This is a genomic window from Gilliamella sp. Imp1-1 (genome assembly GCF_001690415.1).
In the GTDB taxonomy this organism is placed as follows: domain Bacteria; phylum Pseudomonadota; class Gammaproteobacteria; order Enterobacterales; family Orbaceae; genus Gilliamella; species Gilliamella bombi.
On sequence record NZ_LZHK01000007.1, the window covers coordinates 1 to 15,999 of the forward strand.

General features: G+C 33.5%; 16 protein-coding genes. 8 read left to right on the forward strand and 8 right to left on the reverse strand.

Going from position 1 to position 15,999, the window contains the following annotated elements; genetic code table 11:
• The 3 genes from A9G38_RS00870 to nfsB form a co-directional block, all read right to left on the reverse strand.
• On the reverse strand, positions 1-954 hold a 954-nt coding region (locus A9G38_RS00870), incomplete at its 3' end, for a hypothetical protein (RefSeq protein ID WP_141671668.1).
• A gap of 479 nt (positions 955-1,433) precedes the next feature.
• Positions 1,434-1,781, reverse strand: coding sequence for an HTH domain-containing protein (locus A9G38_RS00875; protein ID WP_176713210.1), 348 nt, complete (start codon positions 1,779-1,781; stop codon positions 1,434-1,436).
• A 154-nt stretch (positions 1,782-1,935) separates the two neighbouring features.
• Entirely contained in the window at positions 1,936-2,580 is a 645-nt protein-coding gene (nfsB, locus tag A9G38_RS00880; protein ID WP_034913248.1) for an oxygen-insensitive NAD(P)H nitroreductase, read from the reverse strand.
• 439 nt (positions 2,581-3,019) lie between these two features.
• On the opposite strand from nfsB, the gene leuA reads away from it, so the two are divergent.
• From leuA to leuD, 4 genes are all read left to right on the forward strand, one after another.
• Complete coding sequence (gene leuA / locus A9G38_RS00885) at positions 3,020-4,567, forward strand: 2-isopropylmalate synthase (RefSeq protein ID WP_034913245.1); 1,548 nt, start codon at positions 3,020-3,022, stop codon at positions 4,565-4,567.
• A 67-nt stretch (positions 4,568-4,634) separates the two neighbouring features.
• On the forward strand, positions 4,635-5,714 hold the full coding sequence (leuB, locus tag A9G38_RS00890; RefSeq protein WP_034913242.1) for a 3-isopropylmalate dehydrogenase: 1,080 nt from the start codon (positions 4,635-4,637) through the stop codon (positions 5,712-5,714).
• Between the two features lie 156 nt (positions 5,715-5,870).
• A complete protein-coding gene (gene leuC, locus A9G38_RS00895) occupies positions 5,871-7,271 on the forward strand; it encodes a 3-isopropylmalate dehydratase large subunit (RefSeq protein ID WP_034913240.1) in 1,401 nt (466 codons plus the stop codon).
• 13 nt (positions 7,272-7,284) lie between these two features.
• Complete coding sequence (gene leuD / locus A9G38_RS00900; protein WP_034913237.1) at positions 7,285-7,887, forward strand: 3-isopropylmalate dehydratase small subunit; 603 nt, start codon at positions 7,285-7,287, stop codon at positions 7,885-7,887.
• A 72-nt stretch (positions 7,888-7,959) separates the two neighbouring features.
• On the opposite strand, the gene A9G38_RS00905 is transcribed toward leuD, so the two are convergent.
• The 5 genes from A9G38_RS00905 to yccX all read right to left on the reverse strand — a co-directional run bounded on the left by A9G38_RS00905 (position 7,960) and on the right by yccX (position 11,582).
• Positions 7,960-9,375, reverse strand: a complete 1,416-nt coding sequence (locus tag A9G38_RS00905) for an RNA polymerase factor sigma-54 (RefSeq protein ID WP_034913259.1) — start codon at positions 9,373-9,375, stop codon at positions 7,960-7,962.
• Positions 9,375-10,100, reverse strand: a complete 726-nt coding sequence (gene lptB / locus A9G38_RS00910; protein ID WP_034913235.1) for an LPS export ABC transporter ATP-binding protein — start codon at positions 10,098-10,100, stop codon at positions 9,375-9,377. The genes A9G38_RS00905 and lptB overlap by 1 nt, the downstream gene beginning before the upstream one ends.
• Position 10,101: 1 nt before the next feature.
• A complete protein-coding gene (gene lptA / locus A9G38_RS00915; RefSeq protein WP_034913233.1) occupies positions 10,102-10,656 on the reverse strand; it encodes a lipopolysaccharide transport periplasmic protein LptA in 555 nt (184 codons plus the stop codon).
• 3 nt (positions 10,657-10,659) lie between these two features.
• Positions 10,660-11,223, reverse strand: coding sequence for an LPS export ABC transporter periplasmic protein LptC (gene lptC, locus A9G38_RS00920; RefSeq protein WP_034913230.1), 564 nt, complete (start codon positions 11,221-11,223; stop codon positions 10,660-10,662).
• 80 nt (positions 11,224-11,303) lie between these two features.
• Positions 11,304-11,582 carry an acylphosphatase gene (gene yccX / locus A9G38_RS00925; protein ID WP_141671669.1) on the reverse strand — a complete coding sequence of 93 codons (279 nt, stop codon included), beginning with the start codon at positions 11,580-11,582 and terminating at the stop codon, positions 11,304-11,306.
• 241 nt (positions 11,583-11,823) lie between these two features.
• On the opposite strand from yccX, the gene A9G38_RS00930 reads away from it, so the two are divergent.
• The 4 genes from A9G38_RS00930 (at position 11,824) to pabB (ending at position 15,974) form a co-directional block, all read left to right on the forward strand.
• Positions 11,824-12,417 carry a CHAP domain-containing protein gene (locus tag A9G38_RS00930; RefSeq protein ID WP_034913227.1) on the forward strand — a complete coding sequence of 198 codons (594 nt, stop codon included), beginning with the start codon at positions 11,824-11,826 and terminating at the stop codon, positions 12,415-12,417.
• Between the two features lie 249 nt (positions 12,418-12,666).
• Complete coding sequence (locus A9G38_RS00935) at positions 12,667-13,173, forward strand: CHAP domain-containing protein (RefSeq protein WP_141671671.1); 507 nt, start codon at positions 12,667-12,669, stop codon at positions 13,171-13,173.
• Between the two features lie 467 nt (positions 13,174-13,640).
• Complete coding sequence (locus A9G38_RS00940; protein ID WP_034913251.1) at positions 13,641-14,216, forward strand: anthranilate synthase component II; 576 nt, start codon at positions 13,641-13,643, stop codon at positions 14,214-14,216.
• A complete protein-coding gene (pabB, locus tag A9G38_RS00945; protein ID WP_034913223.1) occupies positions 14,217-15,974 on the forward strand; it encodes an aminodeoxychorismate synthase component I in 1,758 nt (585 codons plus the stop codon).
• Positions 15,975-15,999 lie beyond the last annotated feature (25 nt).

The window sequence follows — 15,999 nt, forward strand, 5'->3', positions numbered from 1 at the left end:
ATTGATATTTCTTCCAGGAATACCTCCTGTCCAAATATCATCATTATTTGCATTAGTATAATCTGCAACACTCGGCACTCGGTATCCAATTCGGTTACAGTAATTTTTTGCATCTTGCACAGATGCATTAATATTAGCCCCTTGGGCTATATACCATCTTTCAATTTTAAAGCTATACAAGACGTTACTTTTGGCTCTATCTGAATAAAGCTTAAATGTAGAAGGGCTAAAGTTTTTATTAGCACTACTGTTTACTGGTCCTTTTAGTACTATCTTTAAAGCTACATCTCGTGAGCCTTTTCCCCAACCTGGTGTTATTGCAGATGATAAAGCTAAACTAACTCCACTCCCTGATTCCGGGAATACTCTAGCGCCATTAGCTGAGATAATCTCTTCGGGCGTTACGTTTGCTAATAATAAATAAAAATAAACATTATTTGTTCCTGTCGATGGGAAATTACGTTGTGGATTGTTTATATCTTGTGGTACAAATCCTTTTCCTTTTACCCAATCAGGACCATCTAAATCTTTATATTCAGTATTATTACTGGAATCGTTTGATAAATTAGGTTGAGCATAACAAACCAATGGCGCACTTGGCTCAAAATAATCAGGATTCGATATCCATATCCATAAATCAACTGAACCTGCATCTCCGTCTGTACCATATTTTAGACACGGGTTTTCGAACGACGGTAATATTATGGCATCACTACGATGATTTTTTACGCGACCATTTTTACTAGTTAATGCTTCTAAACTCCATGAATATGGCAATAATAACACGCCCAACACCAACAAGAGTTTTCGAGATAATTTGAGAGATAATTTGGAAAATATAAATGAGTTTCGTGCAAAAACTCGGCGAATAGGATTATTTAATAAATTTAAATCGTAGGTTTGCCAGTGCTTGTGCCTTGTGCCTTGTGCCTTGTGCCAGAAATGATAATGCATTATTGTCTACCTGTCAAGTAATATTTTGTTTTATTTAGATTTTTTATAATTATTTACTTATTTAATAAGCTTGTTTTCCTATAACCGTAAAAGTATAGCCGTTTAAAAAATAGTTGGCTAGTTTTTTCGTGGATTTTTGTAAAAAACATACAAATGAAATAGTCCTGTTTGGCGGCTACCCTAGTTCTGTCATTAGCGTATTTTGACACTGCAAAAAAACAAGCATATTGACCTTATAGTGGTGTGTTTTTTTACTCTAAAATCGCTCAGGCATACTATTGATTTTATTGAATTTTTTATTTTGTTTTTGGTTAAATCAAGTGTTTATAGCGAGCTAAGATATTATGGTATCGTGATTTCGGACGTACTGTTTTTTGTAAATAAATTAATAATAGTGATCACGTCCGAAATCTGACCAACTAAAATAGACCATTACTTTCAACCACGATAGCGCAACCTATTAAAATAGCCAATCACAGTTATTTTGTTTTGTTTTTAGGTAAAGTTAAATATTTGGTGCCGACATGTAACATTTCGTCAGGATTTGTTTTGTTATATAATTTAGCTTGCCGCCTTAATTTATCTTCAATGGATTTTTCAACTTTAACTAGGTGTTTAATACCATAACTAATCGTTTTATAGCGTTTGTTCTTACTGGTTAAAGGCACAAACAAATTTAATCGGGCTTTTTTTAGCACGCTATAAATGGTCGGACGACTGACCATAAAACGTTTAGCCAAATCAGTGATGGTTATTTTTTCTTTATGATATAAACGCCATATCTCTTGTCTGTGATAAGGCGTTAATTTTGTTTTACGTATATTCATTACCATATTTTCTCAGATTTACTGTAAATAATGCGAGTAAGTCCTACACATGAAGTATAAACAACTTAATGTTTTCCTACAATTAAACTTATCATAGTTGAAAAAATATCCTCTATATTTATCTTAATTCATACAGAGAATATTGCTCGTTATTTTATAAAAACGTAAAAAGTTGCTCTTTAGGTAAGCGTGATTTTGGTCGATGCGCATTGCCGTCATTTTCGGCTCGATAGCCTAATGTAGCAACAACAATACTTTTAAGTCCTTTGCTTTTGAGATCTAAGATATCGTCCATTTTTTGGGCATCATATCCTTCAATAGCCGTTGAATCAATACCAATTGCTGCTGCTGCAAAAAGCAGTTGCCCCAATGCTAGATAAGCTTGTTTACTTTCCCAACATTGTTGCGATTCAATGGTTGCACTATTGAGCTTTACAAAGTGCCGACGACCTTGATCTTGTGCTTGTTTAAGATCGGCTGAAGGATATCTACCGTCTTTATCTTCTTGATTGAGTAGATTAACTAAATGGGCGTCGTCTAATGGTGTTTTAATACAAAAGACAATCGTATGCGAAGCGCCAGTCACCCTTGGTTGATTAAATTCAAGTATAGCTGGTAAAATTTTATTCTTTGCCTCGTCGTTATCAATAACATAAAAATGCCATGGTTGTGAGTTAACTGATGATGGACTGTTTCTTAAAACCGTTAATAATTGTTCAATCTTATCGGCAGGAATTTTTTTTGTTGGATCATAATGTTTGGTAGTGTAGCGTTTTTGAGAAATATCAACTATGTTCATTATTATGCCCTCGTGAATTATTCTTTTCACCATTATAATTCGGTTTTATTATGTCTCAACTTATTATTTTAATAGATTTGTCAAATAGTAAAGCAATCCTTAATTAGTATTGAGTACTTTATTTTAATAAAAATAGAACATATTAAGATTGGTTACAAATAATCATTGACACCACTAATATCATTTGGTAAAAATAACATCAGTTTTAGACAGTATTAATTACAATTCAAATAGAGATTTTTATGTTTGTTAACTATTTATCACTCGACCTCAGCCTCCTCCTCGCATCAATTTGCGCGGATAGCTTGTGTGTGGAGTAAAAAGAAGTAGTTAAATAAACAACTCAACAAATTAACAAGAACCCGCGCTAAAGTGCGGGTTTTTTGTTTTTTTAACTTGAAATACCGAGATAGCGCTAAAATATATAAAAGGAAAAACAATGAACGATCAAGTCATTATTTTTGATACAACGTTACGCGATGGTGAACAAGCATTACAAGCAAGTTTGAGCGTTAAAGAAAAGTTACAAATAGCGCTTGCTTTGGAGCGAATGCGGGTCGATGTGATGGAAGTTGGCTTTCCTGTTTCATCTCCCGGTGATTTTGAATCAGTTCAAACGATTGCTAAGACCATTAAAGATAGCTGTGTTTGTGCATTGTCTCGTTGTGTTGATAAAGATATTGATGTTGCTGCCGAGGCATTAAAAGTTGCAGATCAGTTTCGAATTCATACTTTTATGGCAACATCAACCTTACATGTTAAGGATAAATTAAAAATGACATTTGATGATGTCATTGAAAGAGCTGTGCACTGTATTAAACGTGCACGTAATTATACTAATGATGTGGAGTTTTCTTGTGAAGATGCAGGCCGTACCCCAATTGATAACTTATGTCGTATCGTTGAAGCAGCAATTAAAGCAGGGGCAAGAACGATCAATATTCCAGATACTGTCGGTTATACTGTCCCTTATCAATTTGGTGGCATTATTCGTACCCTATTTGAACGTGTCCCGAACATTGATCAAGCGATTATCTCTGTTCATTGTCATGATGACTTGGGCATGTCGGTGGCTAACTCGATTAGCGCGGTTCAAGAAGGTGCTCGGCAAATTGAAGGTGCGATGAATGGTTTAGGCGAACGTGCGGGTAATACCGCACTTGAAGAAGTTATTATGGCGATTAAAGTTCGTCAAAATATCTTAAATGTTCACACAAATATCAATCACCAAGAGATTTATCGTACCAGCCAAATTGTTAGCCAAATTACTAACATGCCAATTCCAGGTAATAAAGCAATTATTGGTAGTAACGCTTTTGCCCACTCCTCAGGAATTCATCAAGATGGGGTTTTAAAAAATCGTGAAACTTATGAAATTATGACCCCTGAATCAATCGGATTAAATCAAATCCAATTAAATTTAACCTCTCGCTCAGGACGAGCCGCCGTTAAACATCGTTTAGAAGAACTTGGTTATCACGATAAAGATTATAACTTAGATCAAGTCTATGAGGCATTTTTAGAATTAGCTGATAAAAAAGGCCAAGTATTCGATTATGATTTAGAGGCATTAATATTTATCAATCAATTAAAAGATGAAAAAGAACATTATGTTTTAGATTATTTTAATGTTCAATCAGGTTCGACGGTTGTTTCAACCGCTTCGGTTAGCTTGTTAATTGGTGATAAAAAGTATTCTGATGCTGCAACGGGTAACGGTCCTGTTGATGCTGTTTATCAAGCTATCAACCGTATTACTGGCGAACCTATTTCGATTGTAAAATATCAATTAGCTTCTAAAGGACAAGGTGAAAATGCTTTAGGGCAAGTTGATATTGTTGCCGAATATAAAGGTCGTAAGTTCCATGGTGTGGGGCTTGCAACTGATATTGTTCACTCATCGGCTTTAGCTTTAATTAATGTATTGAATAATGTGTATAGAGCAAATCAAGTTGCACAAGAAAAACAAAAATTACATCATGACTAAAAAATAATTTGTTTTGCCGTTTAACAGCAAAACATGAAAATTAATTTAGATTGTAAAGGAATAAAAAATGTCACAAAACTACCATATTGCAGTACTTCCCGGCGACGGTATTGGCCCTGAAGTAATGAGACAAGCCTATAAAGTATTAGATGTTATCCGCCAAAAATATCAACTTTCTATTACTACTAGTGAATATGATGTGGGTGGTGCAGCAATTGATATTCATGGTTGCCCATTACCTAATGAAACACTTGAAGGCTGTGAAAAAGCTGACGCTATTTTATTTGGTTCAGTGGGTGGTCCTAAATGGTCTAATTTACCACCTGAAAAGCAACCTGAACGTGGTGCGTTATTGCCACTACGTAAACACTTCAAATTATTTGCTAATATGCGCCCTGCTCGTTTATATCAAGGCTTAGAAGATCTTTGCCCATTACGCACCGATATTGCTGAGCGTGGATTTGATATTTTATGTATGCGCGAATTAACTGGCGGTATTTATTTTGGATTACCTAAAGGACGTGAAGGTAGTGGTGCTCAAGAAAAAGCATTTGATACTGAAGTTTATCATCGTTTTGAGATAGAACGTATTGCAAAAATGGGGTTTGAAGCTGCACGTTTACGTCGCAAAAAAGTAACTTCAATTGATAAAGCCAACGTTTTACAAACCTCAATTTTGTGGCGCGAGGTGGTCAATGAAGTAGCTAAAAACTATCCTGATATTGAACTTGAGCATATGTATATCGATAATGCCACAATGCAACTTGTTAAAGATCCGTCTCAATTCGATGTTATTTTATGCTCAAATTTATTTGGGGATATATTATCCGATGAATGTGCCATGATAACTGGTTCAATGGGGATGTTACCTTCTGCTAGCCTTAATGAACAAGGCTTTGGCTTATATGAACCTGCTGGTGGTAGCGCACCTGACATTGCTGGCAAAAATATTGCTAATCCTGCTGCACAAATTTTGTCATTAGCCTTGTTAGTCCGTTATAGCTTTAAACGTGATGATATTGCCTCAGCTATCGAAACAGCAGTAAATAAAGCATTAGAGCAAGGCTATCGTACTATCGATCTTGCACAAAAAGAACAAGCCGTTTCAACTGATGAAATGGGAGACATTATTTGTAAGCTTATTTAATTGAATTAGCTATGTTAAATGTGTAGTAAAGGGATACTCAAGTATGCAAAATAAACTGCTCCTTGTATCCTTTTTAATTCAATTAATTATAGTATTAGTAAATAATGTCAAAGTTTAAAACTAATACCAGTTGTAAAAAATAATAAGGAATCTGCAATGTCAAAAACACTGTATCAGAAATTATTTGATGCGCATGTCGTTTATGAGGCTCCAAATGAAACGCCTATTTTATATATCGATCGTCATTTAGTTCATGAAGTCACGTCTCCACAAGCCTTTGATGGCTTACGTGCAATGAATCGTAAAGTTCGCCAGCCCAATAAGACTTTTGCAACTATGGATCATAATACTTCAACCAAAAGTAATGATTTAAGTGCCTGTAGCGAAATGGCTCGCATTCAATTAACTGAACTGGCAAAAAATGCCAAAGAGTTTGGTGTTTCGTTATATGATTTACAAAGCCCATTACGTGGTATTGTCCATGTAGTCGGTCCTGAGCAAGGTATGACTTTACCGGGTATGACTATTGTGTGTGGTGATTCGCACACAGCAACACATGGCGCATTTGGTGCATTAGCTTTTGGTATTGGTACTTCCGAAGTTGAGCATGTGTTAGCTACTCAAACCTTAAAACAAGGTCGAGCTAAAACTATGAAAATTGAAGTTAAAGGACATGTTGCTGATGGCATTACCGCTAAGGATATTATTTTAGCTATCATTGGCAAAACAACCAGTGCTGGCGGTACAGGTCATGTAGTTGAATTTTGTGGTGATGCTATTAAATCATTATCAATGGAAGGACGCATGACGTTGTGTAATATGGCAATTGAAATGGGAGCTAAAGCTGGCATAATTGCACCAGATGAAGTCACTTTTGAGTACTTAAAAGATCGCCAATTTTCACCAAAAGGTGAAGACTTCGACAAAGCGAAGGCTTATTGGAAAACACTAAAAACCGACGAAGGTGCACATTTTGATACAGTTGTGACGTTAGAAGGTAAAGATATCGCCCCACAAGTCACTTGGGGAACGAATCCTGGTCAAGTAACTTCAATTGATGCAACAGTACCGAATCCTAATGATTTTGCTGATCCTATTGAAAAACACTCTGCTGAGCGTGCATTAGCTTATATGGGATTAACCGCTGGTACCAAAATGACTGATATTAAGATCAATAAAGTATTTATTGGTTCTTGTACAAACTCACGTATAGAAGATTTACGAGCTGCTGCGCAAATTGCTAAAGGACGCAAAGTGGCTGATGGTGTACAAGCATTAGTTGTACCCGGTTCAGGACCAGTGAAAGAACAAGCTGAAGCCGAAGGATTAGATAAGATTTTTATTGATGCAGGATTTGAATGGCGCTTACCGGGTTGCTCTATGTGTCTTGCAATGAACGATGATAAATTAGCACCGGGAGATCGCTGTGCATCAACTAGCAACCGTAATTTTGAAGGTCGCCAAGGACGTGATGCTAGAACACATTTAGTTAGTCCTGCTATGGCAGCAGCCGCAGCTATTACTGGTCATTTTACAGATATTCGCAAACCATTTTAAGGAGAGACTTGTCATGGCAAAATTTACAAAACATACTGGGCTAGTCGTTCCTTTGGATGCGGCTAATGTTGATACAGATGCAATCATTCCTAAACAGTTTTTACAGAAAGTAACACGCACTGGATTTGGTAAACATGCTTTTCATGAATGGCGCTTTTTAGATGATGCTGGCAAGCAACCTAATCCTGAATTTGTCTTGAATAAACCCCGCTATAAAGGTGCCAGCATTTTATTGGCGCGAGAAAATTTTGGTTGTGGTTCTTCTCGTGAACATGCGCCATGGGCGCTTGCCGATTATGGGTTTAAAGCCATTATAGGCTCAAGTTTTGCCGATATTTTTTACAATAACTCATTTAACAATCAATTATTACTGGTTAATTTATCCGAAGAAGATATCGATGAGCTATTTAAAATTGTCGAAGCTAATGAAGGCGTTGAATTTACCATCGATTTAGTTAATGAAGTGGTCATTGCCGGCGATAAGCAATATTCATTTAAAATTGATGCTTTTAAACGTCATTGCTTGTTAAATGGGTTAGATAATATTGGCTTAACCCTACAACATGAAGATGCAATTAGCGACTTTGAACATAAAATTCCAAGCTTTTTAGCTTAATTTTATTAAAGGGCGCAAATTGCGCCCATGATTAAAATAAGCGATATATATCCAAAAAATTTGAATTCAAATTTAAAGCTGTTTACGTTGGCTTGATGGTGGAATTGATAAGGCTTCACGGTATTTTGCTACGGTGCGACGTGCAATAATAATACCTTGTTCTTCAAGCATCGAAACTAATTTACTATCACTTAATGGCTTTTTACTATTTTCTGCCGATATATATTTTTTAATTAATGCTTGGATAGCTGTAGATGAAACCTCACCACCTGAATCATTATTAACATGACTTGAGAAAAAGAATTTAAGTTCATAAATTCCACTTGGACAATGCAGATATTTTTGAGTTGTTACACGAGAAATGGTCGATTCATGCATATCAATTGCCGTTGCAACATCAGACAAAATCATTGGTTTCATGTATTCAGCACCGTGTTCAAAAAAGGCTTGCTGATGCTCAACAATAAATTGGCTGACTTTTAATAAGGTTTCGTTACGGTTTTCGATGCTTTTAATAAACCAATTAGCTTCTTGCAGATGAGATCTAATATATTGCCCATCACTTTCATTTGCTAATTTTGCCATATCGGCGTATTGCTGGTTAATACGTAAAGATGGAACTGTATCGCTATTTAAATACACAACCCATTTTCCTTGTACCTTTTTTACCATGACATCAGGTATGACATAGTCTGGAGAAGCAGTATTAACCAAATCGCCGGGATAAGGTTGTAAACGTTGTATAAAATCAACAGCCTCTTTTAATTGTTCATCTGTTGTATTTAACACTTTTTTTAAGTTTCTATAATCACGTATGGCTAATAAGTCTAAATAATTATCAATAATTTGTTTAACTAATGGTGGAGTGTCTAAATGTTGAATTTGAATAGACAAGCACTCTTGCAACGATCTGGCACCGACACCGATAGGATCAAAATTCCATATTCGTTTCAATACTGCTTCAACTTCGGCAATTTCAATTTCATCATTACCTTGTTCTTCAAGTATTTCTTCTGTTGAAACTGTTAAATAGCCTCTCTCATCTATAGCTTCAATAATAGATACCGCTATCGCCCTATCTGTATCGCTAAAGGGTGTTAGTTCAAGTTGCCATTCCAGATAATCATGTAATGTTTCGTGAGTTTCACCTTGATAGATAGGCAATTCATCATTGCGATAATCTGAGTTAGTTCCAGATGGAGTTCCTGCACTATAAATATCATCTAAAGATGCATCCAATGGAATATCATCGGGAATCTCTTTGCTATCTAAAGCCTCACGCGTATCAATATTTTCTGTTTCATCGTTTTGTTTAACGTGCACTTCGTCATATTGATCATCAACTTCAAGCAATGGATTGTTTTCAAGCGCAGTTTGTATTTCTTGTTGGAGTTCTAAAGTTGACAACTGTAGTAATTTAATCGCCAATTGTAATTGTGGCGTCATGGATAATTGTTGAGAGACTTTCAGTTGTAAACTGGTTTTCATCATAATCTGAACTCGTTTCCTAAGTAAACGCGTTTTACATATTCGTTACTTAAGATGTCATTTGGTGAACCTTCAGCAATTAAATGCCCTTTATTAACAATGTAAGCACGTTCGCAAACATCTAACGTTTCACGTACATTATGATCGGTTATTAATACACCTAACCCTCGATCACGTAGATGCTTAATAATATTTTTGATATCTATCACCGAAATTGGATCAACCCCAGCAAAAGGTTCATCAAGTAAAATAAATTTAGGATTAGCTGCTAACGCCCTTGCTATTTCTACTCGACGTCTTTCTCCACCTGATAGAGATTGTCCTATGCTGTCACGAATATGAGAAATATGGAACTCTTCAAGTAATTCTTCGGCACGATCGATTTTCTCATTTTTATCAATATCTTTGCGCGTTTCTAAAATTGCCATAATGTTATCTATAACAGACAATTTTCTGAAAATAGACGCTTCTTGTGGTAAATAGCCAATACCTTTTTGAGCTCGCTCATGTAAAGGTAAAATGCTGATATCATGATCATCAAGGTAAATTTTACCTGCATTTAATGTCACTATACCAACCACCATATAAAAAGTAGTCGTTTTACCCGCACCATTGGGGCCCAATAATCCAACAATTTCGCCTGAGTTGACAGTTAAACTTACATCTTCAACAACTCGTCTTTTTTTGTATACTTTGGCCAGATTTTCCGCTTTTAAAATTGACATTTTATTTGTTCATCCCTTTAACTTGGTTTGGGATAATAGTGCTTTTTACTCGCATATTCTTACCTGGATTGGCTAATATTTGCTGTTTTTTGACATCGTATGTAATCAGATCACTAACAATATGATTATCTTGTTGAAATAATTCAGCATGACCGCGTAAAATAACATTATTTTGTTTTACATCATAAATAACTTGTGAAGAATGACCCGTTACAATCTTATTTTTTTCTGGTAAAATTTGTTTATAATTCACAGGGTTACCATAAGCTGTAATTTTTTGCTTATTTTTATCTTGCGTGTCAGTGATAACCACTTTATCAGCTTTTATAGTTAATCCTTCTTGGATAATAACAACATTGCCAATAAATGTAATTGTATTATTTTCAATATCAATTTTTTGATTATCTGCATCTATCGTAATGGGTTTATTATCAGCGAACATTTTATGTTCTTCTTTAGAGTTTATAGATTGCGAAGTAAGTTCATTGGCGAAACTACTTAAAGAGATTGGTAGCAATAAAATTAATGAAAAAACAACCTGTTTTAGCGAACTCATGTTTTATTTTGCCTCTGTATTATAATATGTTTTTACATTTTCAAGTATATTAGCCGTTTTGGCATGTAAATCACCCGCTAAACCAATACCAGTTGAATAAAATCCCACCCCATTGATGATGACAGGATCTTTTGATTTGACTAGTTGTGAAGTTAAATCTATCACGGCATTATCAGTTTTTACTTGTTTCAATTGAGCTTCTTGTGTCAAATTATCTAATTGAACATCATCATAAAGGTAAAGAAGTTTATCTTTTGTCAACGTTGCTTTCTTTGCTTTAATATGCCATGTAGCTGAATGATTCTGTTCATAAAACGTAAAATTGGGCAAATCAAATTCAGTATTATTTGAGTCATCAAAATGCCTTACATTACTGGACTCAATTTTATAAATAAGATCCCCAGATAAGTCATAAATATCTGTTAACATTTTATCACTTTGATAAATCGGCTTATCTGATATATTTAGAGTGGATTGATTTACAACCTCATCTCCTTTTTGATAATTATAATAAACACCGATAACAACAATGAGAAGTAAAAAACAGATTAGATTTTTTTTATTCATAACATACGTTTTTCACATTAATTAGAAATTATTATTTCGAATGCCAAAATTTTAATTATTCTACTTTATTTTTTATTAAATTAATATCGAACATTAAAAGAAGTTAAATCGTTTTGTGGTAATAATTCAAAAATATTAACATGTAAAATGCGTGAAGATGCAGGACCGCCATTTTCAATCCATTTTATTAATTTGCTTATTTGTAAACTATCACCTTGAGCTATAATCTCAACATCGCCATTATCTAAATTTTGAACATAACCAACTAAACCCAGTTTTTGGGCTTGCTGATAAGTAAAAAAGCGAAATCCTACACCTTGCACGCGACCGCTAACATTTATCTTAACTTTTTTAATCATTTTGCAACCCCATTTTATTATAATTCAAATATATTTATCTTAATGATGAAATACTAATTTAGATTGAAAATACAGAACATAATTTTTTATCATGGTTAAATAGCTTATATAAAAATAAATACTATAGTTAAATGTAAGTTTCATTAATAATCTTACAACTATTAAGTTTTTTACTTATCGACTAAATTTTATTTTTCAATAAAATAGACAATAATAAATAATTAAAACAATGGAAATAAATATGTTATTAAAATATAAAAAAAGGTTTTTCTTACTTTGGCTAGTATCAGTATTAAGTTACTATACACTTAATTCATGTGCTTTTGCTAATGTTGAAATTGATAAACAGAAAATTGGCAAAGTCGTTGATGAATTTAATGGCGTGAAAGTCTATTATAATGGTAGCATCAATAATGTAAGTGGAAGAAATATTGCTAAAGACGGCTATAACTTAGGTCTGAAATATCAATGTGTTGAATTTATTAAACGCTATTATTATCAACGCTTCAATCACAAAATGCCCAATAGCTATGGACATGCAAAAGATTTCTTTGATCCATTAGTTGCTGATGGCAAAATTAATCGTCAACGTAATTTATTACAGTTTCATAATGGTTCACCAACTAAACCGAAAGTTGAAGATATTATTATCCTTAATTGGTCCAAATATGGACATATTGCCATTATAAGTAAAGTAACAGACAACGAAATTGAAATTGTGCAACAAAACCCAGGACCAAATGCAAGCAGTAGAGCAACTTTTCCTTTAATCTTTAAAGATGGAAAATGGCTAATAGAAGGTTTTGGCGTTTTAGGTTATTTACGTAGAATGTAATATATTAATATTATATAAAATAACATCACCCCCAAATACATGACTTAATAACAATATGTTAAAAAGCCCGTCACTACCGATGGGTATTACTTTATTTTTTTAATAAAAAAGATAGTTATAAAAACATAATAGGAAAAATAAATTCTAATAATGAAAAATATAATATTATTCAAATACAAAAAAACATTATTCTTTGTTATTTTTTCAATACTTAGTTGTTACGTTTTTTACGCATATATTTACCCTGATATGCAAGTTGATAAAGGCAAAATAGGCAAAGTTGTTGATCAATTCAATGGCGTTGATGTTTATTATAATGGTAGTACTGGTAATGTTAGTGGTCGTAATCTAACTAAAGATGGCTATAACTTAGGCCAAAAGTACCAATGTGTTGAATTTATTAAACGTTATTATTATCAACGTTTTAATCACAAAATGTCAGATAGTTATGGCCATGCTAAAAATTACTTCGATGAATCAATTCCTGATGGTCAACTCAATCCTAAACGTAATTTATTACAATTTCATAATGGTTCACCAACTAAACCACAAGTTGAAGATATTATTGTTTTTGGTTGGTCAAGATATGGTCATGTTGCCATTATTAGCAAAGTTAGCGATAACGAAATTGAAATTATTCAACAAAATCCTGGCCCCAACAAAAGCAGTCGTGCAACTTATCCTCTCATATTTAAAGATGGAATTTGGAAAATAGATAACTTTCGTGTTTTGGGGTATTTACGTAAAAATAAATAATTGCCTGCACCAGAGTAAACTACAATAACAAGTGGCATAATTATAGAAAATATTCAAAATAATAATTCGGATCGTTAACGAAGATTAATCAACAAACCATTCATTCTTCTGTTTTGATACTATTTTTATAGTCTCCAAAATAGCCGATAGGTTTTCATGTTGAGCTATTGCAGAAAAATTTTGACAATCCCAGCTTCGGCTAACGTAATAAGTAACACAAATACTACCATACAAGTAGAGTTGTATGGTTTTGTGAGATTTATCACAGAAAAAGAGAATTTTTGTTAAAAAGTTTCAGGTAACACTATGTTTCAGTATAAAAAAGGAAATAAAAAGATAGCAAACTGGCAATCATATCTGTTTTTAACTGTATTAACGGTATAATGGCTCTGGATATGACTGGAATTTAGCTGTTATAAATTCCAATGGTTTTAAAACAATACGCTATGTAATTAATGGACTCTATTTTGATATTATTAATAGATAATTATGATTCTTTTACTTTCAATATTCACAATTATTTGTGTCAAGTTGGCGCAGAAGTTAAAGTGATTAAAAATGATGAAATGACAATTGAACAAATAAAAGAGCTTAGCTTTTCTAAGATTATCATTTCGCCTGGTCCGGGATCCCCTACCGATGCTGGAATATCACCTGCAACTATTGCCAAATTTAGTCATATTTGCCCAATATTGGGAGTTTGTTTAGGACACCAAGCGATTGCTCAATATTATGGTTATAAGATCATCAAAGCACCAACACCTATGCATGGAAAAGTCGATGAAATAACGCACGATGGTCAAGGCGTGTTTAAAGGGATCAAAAGCCCTCTTTCGGTTGTTCGTTATCATTCATTAATTGCTTGTGATAATCCTTTACCTAAAGACTCTCAATTAATTGTAACAGCTCGAAACAATCAAGGATTGATTATGGGACTACGTCACAAAAAGTTACCCATCGAGTCAGTCCAATTTCACCCTGAAGCAATTAAAACCGAATTTGGTTTACAAATGATTGATAATTTTGTCCATGAGCAATACTAAATGAAAATTCATATCGACTTTGAAGGTCAACATAAATATTTTTGCAACCCTATCGCCATTTTAAAGTCTGATGATTATTCAACAATCAAACAACAATTTGATTCAATCGAAAAATTCACACAACAAGGCTATTATGCGGTTGGATATCTCGCTTATGAAAGCGCAATGGGGTTCAATAGTGAAAATAAAACAAAACAGAATTATGATTTGCCGCTATTGATATTTGGTATTTTTGATAAATTTTCTATCATTGAGCAAAAACATGTAGAAATAAGTGATTACACTCCACCAAATTTTGATTTGATGAGCGATACATCAATTGAGGAATATAATCAAAAAATTAACTTTATTCGATCTCAAATTGAATCAGGCAATACTTATCAAACCAACTATACAATTCAATTTACTACTCCATTTAATGAAAGTGCTATTAATTATTACCACTTTCTACAAAAGAACAATCAAGCCGACTATTGCGCTTATATTGAGTTTGACGATTATTGTATTTTATCAATTTCGCCAGAATTATTTTTTAAGTTAGAAAATAAAATTATTACAACAAAACCAATGAAAGGAACAACTGCGCGCGGTTTAAATAATCACCAAGATAAACAACAATTAGAATTATTATTCTCTGAAAAAAACCAAGCTGAAAATATGATGATTGTTGATTTATTACGTAATGATTTAAGTCGGGTTGCAAAGGCAGGATCAGTTACAGTTCCTAAATTATTTTCAGCCGAAAAATATCCAACCGTTTGGCAATTGACTTCTATGATTCAAGGTGAATTGAAAGAACATGTTAATTTATATCATATTTTTCAAGCACTATTTCCTTGTGGATCAATAACTGGAGCGCCTAAAACCAGTACAATGCAAATTATTGCAGATATTGAAAACTCACCACGTGGAGTTTACTGCGGGACAATTGGATATATTGAACCATATATGAACAAAGCTATATTCAATATCCCAATTCGGACTTTAACCATACACAATCAACAAATGCATTATGGTGTTGGCGGTGGGATCACTTGGGATTCAACCTCACAAGATGAATATAATGAGATTTTAGCTAAAACAGCAATTTTAACTCGTACCACTTCTTTTCCCAAATATATCATTGAATCATTATTGTTTGAAAAAGGACAATTTTTCTTATTAGAAGAACATTTAAGCAGACTTTCTCAATCAGCTGATTATTTTGATTTTAACTATGATATCAATGCAATTAAGTTGCAACTTATTAAGTTGGCAAATGCAACTAATAAAAATATTGGAAATATCTATAAAGTCAGAATTTTACTGCAAAAAAATGGGCTATATACCATTAGCGAGAATACAATTAACTCGCCAATGCAGATCAATGAAATCGAATTTGCAAAGCAGTGCGTTCATAACCAAAACGTATATTTGTATCATAAAACGTCTAATCGGGAGCATTTTCCTAATTTAATTACAGGAAAAGAATATATTAATTTTAACCAACACAATGAAATAACTGAATTTGTTAACGGTAACCTCGCATTGCGGATTAATGATCAATGGATTACCCCTAAAAAAGAATCGGGGTTACTAGCTGGCACCATGAGACAATTTTATTTAGATCACAATCAATTGTTAGAAAAAACGATTTTAAAAGATGACCTTTTAAAAGCCGATAAAATCGCATTTATCAATAGTGTTCGTAAATGGATAGAAATTGATGACAAGGTTTTTAGTCAGTTCAAACGATCATTAAGATCAATTACCGTTTAAATTCAAATATTCCGCCAACATTATG

Coding starts and splice junctions, on each gene's coding strand:
- lptC (WP_034913230.1), bottom strand. CDS start 11,223: ATGAATAAAAAAAATCTAATCTGTTTTTTACTTCTCATTGTTGTTATC.
- leuD (WP_034913237.1), top strand. CDS start 7,285: ATGGCAAAATTTACAAAACATACTGGGCTAGTCGTTCCTTTGGATGCG.
- A9G38_RS00935 (WP_141671671.1), top strand. CDS start 12,667: ATGCAAGTTGATAAAGGCAAAATAGGCAAAGTTGTTGATCAATTCAAT.
- A9G38_RS00930 (WP_034913227.1), top strand. CDS start 11,824: ATGTTATTAAAATATAAAAAAAGGTTTTTCTTACTTTGGCTAGTATCA.
- lptA (WP_034913233.1), bottom strand. CDS start 10,656: ATGAGTTCGCTAAAACAGGTTGTTTTTTCATTAATTTTATTGCTACCA.
- leuC (WP_034913240.1), top strand. CDS start 5,871: ATGTCAAAAACACTGTATCAGAAATTATTTGATGCGCATGTCGTTTAT.
- A9G38_RS00905 (WP_034913259.1), bottom strand. CDS start 9,375: ATGAAAACCAGTTTACAACTGAAAGTCTCTCAACAATTATCCATGACG.
- lptB (WP_034913235.1), bottom strand. CDS start 10,100: ATGTCAATTTTAAAAGCGGAAAATCTGGCCAAAGTATACAAAAAAAGA.
- leuA (WP_034913245.1), top strand. CDS start 3,020: ATGAACGATCAAGTCATTATTTTTGATACAACGTTACGCGATGGTGAA.
- pabB (WP_034913223.1), top strand. CDS start 14,217: ATGAAAATTCATATCGACTTTGAAGGTCAACATAAATATTTTTGCAAC.
- A9G38_RS00875 (WP_176713210.1), bottom strand. CDS start 1,781: ATGAATATACGTAAAACAAAATTAACGCCTTATCACAGACAAGAGATA.
- yccX (WP_141671669.1), bottom strand. CDS start 11,582: ATGATTAAAAAAGTTAAGATAAATGTTAGCGGTCGCGTGCAAGGTGTA.
- leuB (WP_034913242.1), top strand. CDS start 4,635: ATGTCACAAAACTACCATATTGCAGTACTTCCCGGCGACGGTATTGGC.
- nfsB (WP_034913248.1), bottom strand. CDS start 2,580: ATGAACATAGTTGATATTTCTCAAAAACGCTACACTACCAAACATTAT.